This window comes from Aminobacterium sp. UBA4834, from assembly GCF_002400205.1.
GTDB classification, from domain to species: domain Bacteria; phylum Synergistota; class Synergistia; order Synergistales; family Aminobacteriaceae; genus Aminobacterium; species Aminobacterium mobile.
Genome location: NZ_DHFC01000019.1, coordinates 118,790 through 125,775 on the forward strand (window position 1 = coordinate 118,790; position 6,986 = coordinate 125,775).

The following is a 6,986-nucleotide window of genomic DNA, read 5'->3' on the forward strand; positions in this document are numbered from 1 at the left end:
GATCTCAATGTAAGAGCTTTATAATATAGCTGAAAAACAGAGCTTTTTGAAAAGTTTATAAAGGATATTTTAAACTATATTTCCTCTTTTTTAAAAAAATTGTCAATGTATTTGAGAATTCTCTGAGAAGCTTTCCCATCTCCAAAAGGATTATTACTTTTCCCAACAAGCTTATCATAGTCTTCGCGACTCGATAAAAGACGAAGAGTTTCAGTTACTATTCGGTCTTTATTAGTTCCTACGAGAATTCCAGTACCTGAATGTATCGCTTCTGGTCTTTCCGAGAGGTTTCTCATGATGAGTACTGGCTTGCGTAAGAAAGAAGCTTCTTCTTGTACTCCCCCACTATCACTAAGGATAATATAGCTTCGATTCATGACCTGTACAAAATCAGGATACTCAAGAGGCTCTGTAAAAATAACTCGTTTATGCTGCCCGAGATGTTTTCGTATAACGTCCCGGACAGTCGGATTTTTGTGCAGGGGAATGAGCACATAGATTTCTGGTACAGAAGCCAATATTTCAGATAGAGCCTCACATATATTTACTAAAGGCTGCCCCCACGATTCCCTTCGATGGGCGGTGACCAGAATGAGAGGTGCTTCTTGCTGAAGGCCAGAAAGCTCTTCAGGAAGAGATCCCTTATGTTGTTCTACTGTTCGAGATAGGGAGTCTATCACCGTATTACCTGTAACAAAAATGCGATTCTCGTCTGCACCTTCCTGAAGCAAGTTTTGTTTTGCTCCTTGTGTCGGGGCAAACCAGAGAGTTGATAAGCGATCTGTGATAACTCGATTTGCTTCTTCAGGGAAAGGCTGGTCTAGATTCCAGCTCCGTAAACCGGCTTCTATGTGTCCTACAGGGATTTTTCGATAAAAAGCAGATAAAGTTGCTCCCAATGTTGTAGTGGTATCGCCATGTACAAGAACCATATCGGGATGTTCCTTATCAAAAACTTTTCCTGTTCCTGTCAGAACAAGAGATGTGATGTGATCGAGTGTTTGGCGATCTTTCATAATATGAAGATTTACATCTGCTTTTATATCGAAGAAAGAGAGGGCTTGGTCAAGCATGTCTGAATGCTGCCCTGTTGCTAATACCAAAGTATTGTATTCCTTATTGTTTCTTAATTCTAAAATAACAGGGGCCATTTTTATAGCTTCAGGCCGAGTTCCAACAACACAAACAATCTTTCGAGACATTTCGTCCCTCCTTCATTTCATTGAATGAATCGGGTGAAAAAGTAAAGACCCAGCTCAAGTAAAGCTCCATGAAGGAGCACTAAGATCCCTAATGTTTGCACAGGAGAAAAGCCCTTATCAATCAATCTATAATGGAGATGACCGCGATCAGGTAAGAAAGGAGAACATCGGTGACACAATCTGCGAATAATAGAAGCTACAGTATCTAATACAGGGACCCCGCCCCACAAGAGAAGGAATATTATGAGTTTCCAGATAGAGAATAATTGTGGCGTATTTTCTACATAATTTGTATAGATAGAGAAAGTTAATTGTGAAGCGAAAAGGTACCCCAGCAGCGTGCTACCGCCATCTCCTAAAAAAGTTCGGGCTCGCGGGAAATTCCAATGTAAAACTCCTAAAGCTGCGCTCCCTATAGGCAACCAGAGAGAAGGATCGCCTAATCTAGAGGCCATTAAAGTTGCCACGATAAACATACTTAAACATAGTCCATTGAGACCATCAATTATATTATAGGCACTGGTGGTGCCGGCTATCCACAAAAGCATCAAAATGCGGTGAGTCCACGGAAGCTCTATTGGTATGAGCACCAAAAAAGCTGCGAATATGTGTAATACCAAACGTACAATGGGATTGAGAGGACGAATATCGTCCCAATAACCACACAGGAAAACAATAGTTGCTCCTGTTGCACTTAATTTGAGGAAGAAAGATCCTGAGGCGCCTAGTAAAACCCATAAGAGATACCCCATCCATAAAACTATACCGGCTCCTCGGGGGACGTTTCCTAAATGATGTTTTCTTCCTCCAGGAACATCAAGGATGCGATAGTGATGAGATAACTTGATGGAGAGGGGGGTCATTCCTGCTCCCCACCCCATCATTAGTATGCATATAAATAATAAGCGCCACATGGTATTTTCCAATTATTTGGTCCCAAAAAGCCGATCTCCGGCATCCCCAAGTCCGGGAACAATATAGCCCTGTTCGTTCAAGTGGCTGTCAAGGGCAGCTGCGTAAATATCTACGTCAGGATGGGTTTCATGTACCTTTTTTACGCCCTCTGGAGCGGCTATGAGACAGACCAGAGACACTTTCCGAGCCCCTTTCTCTTTGACGAGACTAATAGCAGCAGTAGCGGATCCTCCTGTAGCGAGCATCGGGTCAAGAACAAATATGTCTCGCTCATTAATATCGCTAGGTAGCTTACAATAGTACTCTACAGGCTCAAGTGTTTCAGGATCTCGATAGAGTCCTATATGACCAACTTTAGCGTTGGGAATGATTTGAAGAATGCCGTCCACCATGCCCAATCCAGCCCGTAGTACTGGGACTATAGCCAATTTTTTCCCCTCTAAGGTGTATCCAGTAGTTTTCTGGATTGGAGTTTCTATCTCAATTTTTACAAGGGGAAGGTTTCGAGTGATTTCATAAACCATAAGGCCGGCTATTTCTTGAACGAGTTCTCTAAATTCTTTGACAGAGGTATTTTTGTCCCTAATAATGCTTACCTTATGTTGAACGAGGGGATGATCAAAAATTACAATACGTCCTTCTCCATTATTTGTTAGATATGAAGGAGCAATCTTTTCTTCATAACTACGTATTTTTGCTATTCGGCGTTGGTGCCTGTCTCCTTCAAAGGTTCCCTTAAGCCACACATCAACTATTTCAGTTGCCTGTTGCTCCGAAATGAGACGACCTCCCATGGCCAATATATTGGCATTGTTGTGGCGTCGGCTAAGTTTGGCTAACTCTGTGGTATTGCATAGAGCAGCGTAAGCTCCTGGAACCTTGTTAGCCGCTATTGACATCCCTATCCCGCTTCCACAGATGAGAATACCTCGTTCTGCTTCGCCATTAGCTACAGCTTTCCCAACTGACAGAGCTACATCAGGGTAATCACTGGAAATATCCGGAGTATCTGCCCCGTGGTCAGAAACTTCGTGTCCTTCTTCCTGCAGATGGCGTAAAATGACGGTTTTAACAGAATAACCTGCATGGTCAGATCCTATAGCTATTTTCATTCTTCCTTGACCTCCCGGAGAGCCAGTTTATTTAGATCCGCAATATAATAACACGTAAAAAGAAGTCTTTCCCGATATTGAAAAAGGAAAGACTTCTTTTACTTTTTATTTACGTACGCAACTCAGATAGGTTTGTCATTGTTACCCGAGCAGTGTCAGCATTACAGCAGCGGCGACAGCGGTTCCAATAACGCCAGCCACGTTGGGGCCCATGGCATGCATGAGGAGGAAGTTTCCCGGGTTCTCCTGCTGGCAGATTCGCTGTACCACTCTGGCGGCCATGGGGACTGCCGACACTCCTGCCGCTCCAATCATAGGGTTGATCTTCCCGCCGCTTGTCTTTTTCAGTACCTGGCCGAAAAGCACTCCTCCGGCTGTGCTGAAGATGAAGGCAATGAGTCCGAGAATAACGATCTTGATAGTCCCTATAGTGAGGAACTGTTCTGCGCTCATGGTAGCTCCCACCGACAAACCCAGGAAGATGGTAGTGGCATTGAGAATCTCGTTTTGAGCTGCCTGGCTCAGCCGCTCTGTCACGCCGCACTCACGGATCAGGTTCCCGAACATAAGGGTCCCGATCAGGGGCACGGAGGAAGGCAGCAGGAGTCCTGAAGCCACGGTGCAGACGATGGGGAACAGCACTCGTTCCAGCTTCGATACGGGACGAAGCTGATCCATGCGGATCGCACGGTCCGCTTTGGTGGTGAGCAGACGAATCACCGGCGGCTGGATAAGCGGTACGAGAGACATATAGCTATAAGCCGCCACCGCCACTGCTCCCAAGATCTGCGGTGCCAACTTCACGGTGAGGTAAATGCTTGTAGGGCCGTCTGCTCCACCGATAATACCAATGGACGCAGCTTCTTTCACGTTGAACCCCAACAGCAATGCCCCAAAGATAGCTATAAACACACCCAGTTGAGCTGCCGCTCCCAGCAAGAAGGTGATGGGGTTGGCCAGAAGGGGCGCGAAATCGGTAAGGGCTCCGATTCCCATAAAGATAATGACGGGGTAGATCTCATGTTCAGTCCCGAAAAAAAGGTACCTCAAAAAGCCTCCGTCATCCATGATGCCTGACAGGGGAAGGTTCACGAGCAGACAGCCGAAACCAATGGGGACCAGAAGCAGCGGCTCGAAACCTTTCACTATGGCCAGATAGAGCATAAAGAAAGACACGCAGAGCATGATCACATTGCCCCACGTGAGGCCAAAGATCCCCGAAGCTTGAATGATTTTTGTTACTGAGTCTAGATAGATTCCCATAATAGGTCCTCTCCCCCCGGCTTAGCCGAGGATCACCAAGGTATCTCCCGTATTCACGTTGTCCCCTTCCCGTGCCCGGATCTCCTGGACAGTCCCTGCCGACGACGAGATGATCTCGTTTTCCATCTTCATGGCTTCCAGGATGAGAAGCACGTCTCCAGCCTGGACTGACGCTCCTGTCGCTACGTTGACCTTGAGAATCTTCCCAGGCATGGGAGCTGCGACGACAGTTCCTCCCACCGGCGCTGGGGCTGGGGCTGGCGCCGGAGCTGCCGCTACTGGTACCTGTGCCGGTGTCGGAGCTGGTGCTACTGGCGAGGGTGCTGGCGTTGCTACCGGTGCTGCTGCCGAAACCGTGGTTCCGCCAAGATCTTCCACTTCCACTACATAACTCGTTCCATCTACTGTTACTCTATAAGTTTTGCTCATTGGTCTTTTTCCCCTCCACATGGTGTAATGTCATGTCTTCCATTCAGGCCTGCCGGACGCTTACCGCCCGGACCAGGTCTGATTGTTGAGGCTGTCGAGCCCTTCCATGATGGCGCTGGTCCTCCACAAGCTCGGTGATGGACGCCGTATCCCTCGCTCTGCCCTGATGGATGTAATGCGACACGCCCCTTCTCCTGACGCCAGCAAGGCCCCTGTAATGGCCGCTATAAGGTGGCCGCGAGGATGCTCCGATACTGGTGCCGGAGATGCTGTCGGCACTGGCGCCGCCGGCACCGGCTGTGAGGGCCCTGACGGCGGCGTGGGCCCTTTCGGCGTCTCCTTTACTCCACCCATATATTTTATGGCGTAGATGATGGCGGTCAGACCGCCAAGAACGAGAAATACCGCCGAAAAGGCGATCAGAGCCAATGTGATGGGACCCTTGATCCCTGTCTCAAAATATGTGTGTAGATCCACGTTTCTCCATCCTCCCGTCTTAGTGAGGCATTACGCCGTGTTTACGTCTCGGGCGAAGTTCGCGCTTGTTCGCCGTCCCCTGGAGGGCCAGGTAGATTTCCCGCCGCGTCTCTTCAGGCAGGATCACTCGGTCTACATAGCCACGCTCTGACGCTACGTAGGGGTTCGCAAAGGCCTCGCGGTATTCCTCAATCTTACGGTTCCGCTCCGCCATCTGGTCTTCGGCCCCTTCTATCTCTTTGCGGAAGACTATGTTCGCCGCCCCTTCTGCTCCCATGACGGCTATCTCAGCCTGAGGCCATGCCAGAACCATGTCGGCTCCCAAGGCCTTCGAACACATGCCCAGGTAGGCGCCCCCATAGGCCTTCCGGAGAACTACGGTGACCATGGGAACGGTGGCTTCACTGTAGGCATACAGCAGTTTCGCACCGTGGCGAATGATGCCTCCCCATTCCTGTTCCGTTCCGGGAAGGTAGCCCGGTACATCAACAAAGGTGACCATGGGAATGTTGAAGGCGTCGCAATGGCGAATGAACCGGCTCGCCTTATCTGACGCGTTTATGTCGAGACAGCCTGCCATGTTCGCTGCCTGGTTCGCTATGATTCCTATCACCTGACCGCCAATTCGACCGTATCCCACTACCATGTTCGGAGCCCAGAGCGGCTGGACTTCAAAAAAGTCGCCATCGTCAACAACCTGTCCGATCACGTCGTGGACCCGATACCCTTTGTTCGGGTTCGTGGGAACTACGGTGCGAAGGCCTGGAACTAGGCGGAGAGGATCGTCTCCCGTCTCTTCCCACGGCGCTTCCTCCACGTTGTTGCTCGGAAGGTAGCTCAGCAGCTTCCGAACCTGGGCAAAGCATTCCTCTTCGCTCGACGCCGTGAAGTGGGCATTCCCGCTCTTGGCGTTGTGGGCCAGTGAGCCGCCTAGCTCTTCGCTCGTCACTTCCTCGCCTGTGACAGCCTTGATGACAGCTGGCCCTGTGATGTGCATGATGCCTGTCTTCTCTACCATGAAAATATAGTCGGTCAGAGCGGGGCTGTAAACAGCTCCTCCGGCTGTGGGACCCATGATCACAGAAAGCTGGGGTATGACTCCGCTGGAGATGGTGTTCCGGTAAAAAATCTTCCCGTAGCCGTTCAGGGCATCTACTGCTTCCTGAATTCGAGCGCCGCCGCTGTCGTTGATCCCTATGCATGGAGATCCGTTCTTCAATGCCAGGTCCATGACCTTGCAGATCTTTTCAGCATGCATTTCGCCAAGACTGCCACCTAGAACGGTGAAGTCCTGGCTGAACACGTAAACACGGCGCCCCTCTATCTCGCCATACCCTGTCACCACTCCGTCGCCGAGAGTCTGTTTCTCCTCAAGACCAAAACGATGGCAACGGTGTGTCACAAATTCGTCAAGCTCAACAAAGGTGCCTGGATCCAGAAGAGCCGAGAGACGCTCTCGTGCTATACCCTTCCCCTTCTCTCGCTGCTTCCCTATGGCTTTCGGACCGCCTCCTACTGAGGCCTCCTTACGCTTCGCTTCAAGTACTGAACACAATTCATCTATGCTGCGATTCGTCATCGCTCACTT

7 protein-coding genes are annotated in these 6,986 nt (G+C 49.6%); all 7 read right to left on the reverse strand.

The annotated features are described in order from the left end of the window. Positions 1 to 74 precede the first annotated feature (74 nt). The 7 genes from wecB to B3L97_RS09790 all read right to left on the reverse strand — a co-directional run bounded on the left by wecB (position 75) and on the right by B3L97_RS09790 (position 6,977). Positions 75 to 1,202, reverse strand: coding sequence for a non-hydrolyzing UDP-N-acetylglucosamine 2-epimerase (wecB, locus tag B3L97_RS09760; protein ID WP_024822295.1), 1,128 nt, complete (start codon positions 1,200 to 1,202; stop codon positions 75 to 77). 17 nt (positions 1,203 to 1,219) lie between these two features. Beyond that, positions 1,220 to 2,065, reverse strand: coding sequence for a glycosyltransferase family 4 protein (locus B3L97_RS09765; RefSeq protein WP_286935009.1), 846 nt, complete (start codon positions 2,063 to 2,065; stop codon positions 1,220 to 1,222). Positions 2,066 to 2,128: 63 nt separating this feature from the next. Then, the gene (gene upp, locus B3L97_RS09770; RefSeq protein ID WP_024822293.1) at positions 2,129 to 3,229 is read right to left on the reverse strand and encodes a uracil phosphoribosyltransferase; all 1,101 of its coding nucleotides are present in this window, start codon (positions 3,227 to 3,229) and stop codon (positions 2,129 to 2,131) included. A gap of 141 nt (positions 3,230 to 3,370) precedes the next feature. Continuing rightward, positions 3,371 to 4,492: a sodium ion-translocating decarboxylase subunit beta gene (locus tag B3L97_RS09775; RefSeq protein ID WP_286935011.1), complete on the reverse strand. Its 1,122-nt coding sequence runs from the start codon at positions 4,490 to 4,492 to the stop codon at positions 3,371 to 3,373. A 21-nt stretch (positions 4,493 to 4,513) separates the two neighbouring features. After that, on the reverse strand, positions 4,514 to 4,921 hold the full coding sequence (locus tag B3L97_RS09780; protein WP_286935013.1) for a biotin/lipoyl-containing protein: 408 nt from the start codon (positions 4,919 to 4,921) through the stop codon (positions 4,514 to 4,516). A gap of 60 nt (positions 4,922 to 4,981) precedes the next feature. Further along, positions 4,982 to 5,398 carry an OadG family protein gene (locus B3L97_RS09785; protein ID WP_286935014.1) on the reverse strand — a complete coding sequence of 139 codons (417 nt, stop codon included), beginning with the start codon at positions 5,396 to 5,398 and terminating at the stop codon, positions 4,982 to 4,984. A gap of 19 nt (positions 5,399 to 5,417) precedes the next feature. Next, positions 5,418 to 6,977 carry an acyl-CoA carboxylase subunit beta gene (locus B3L97_RS09790; protein WP_286935015.1) on the reverse strand — a complete coding sequence of 520 codons (1,560 nt, stop codon included), beginning with the start codon at positions 6,975 to 6,977 and terminating at the stop codon, positions 5,418 to 5,420. Between the last annotated feature and the right edge of the window lie 9 nt (positions 6,978 to 6,986).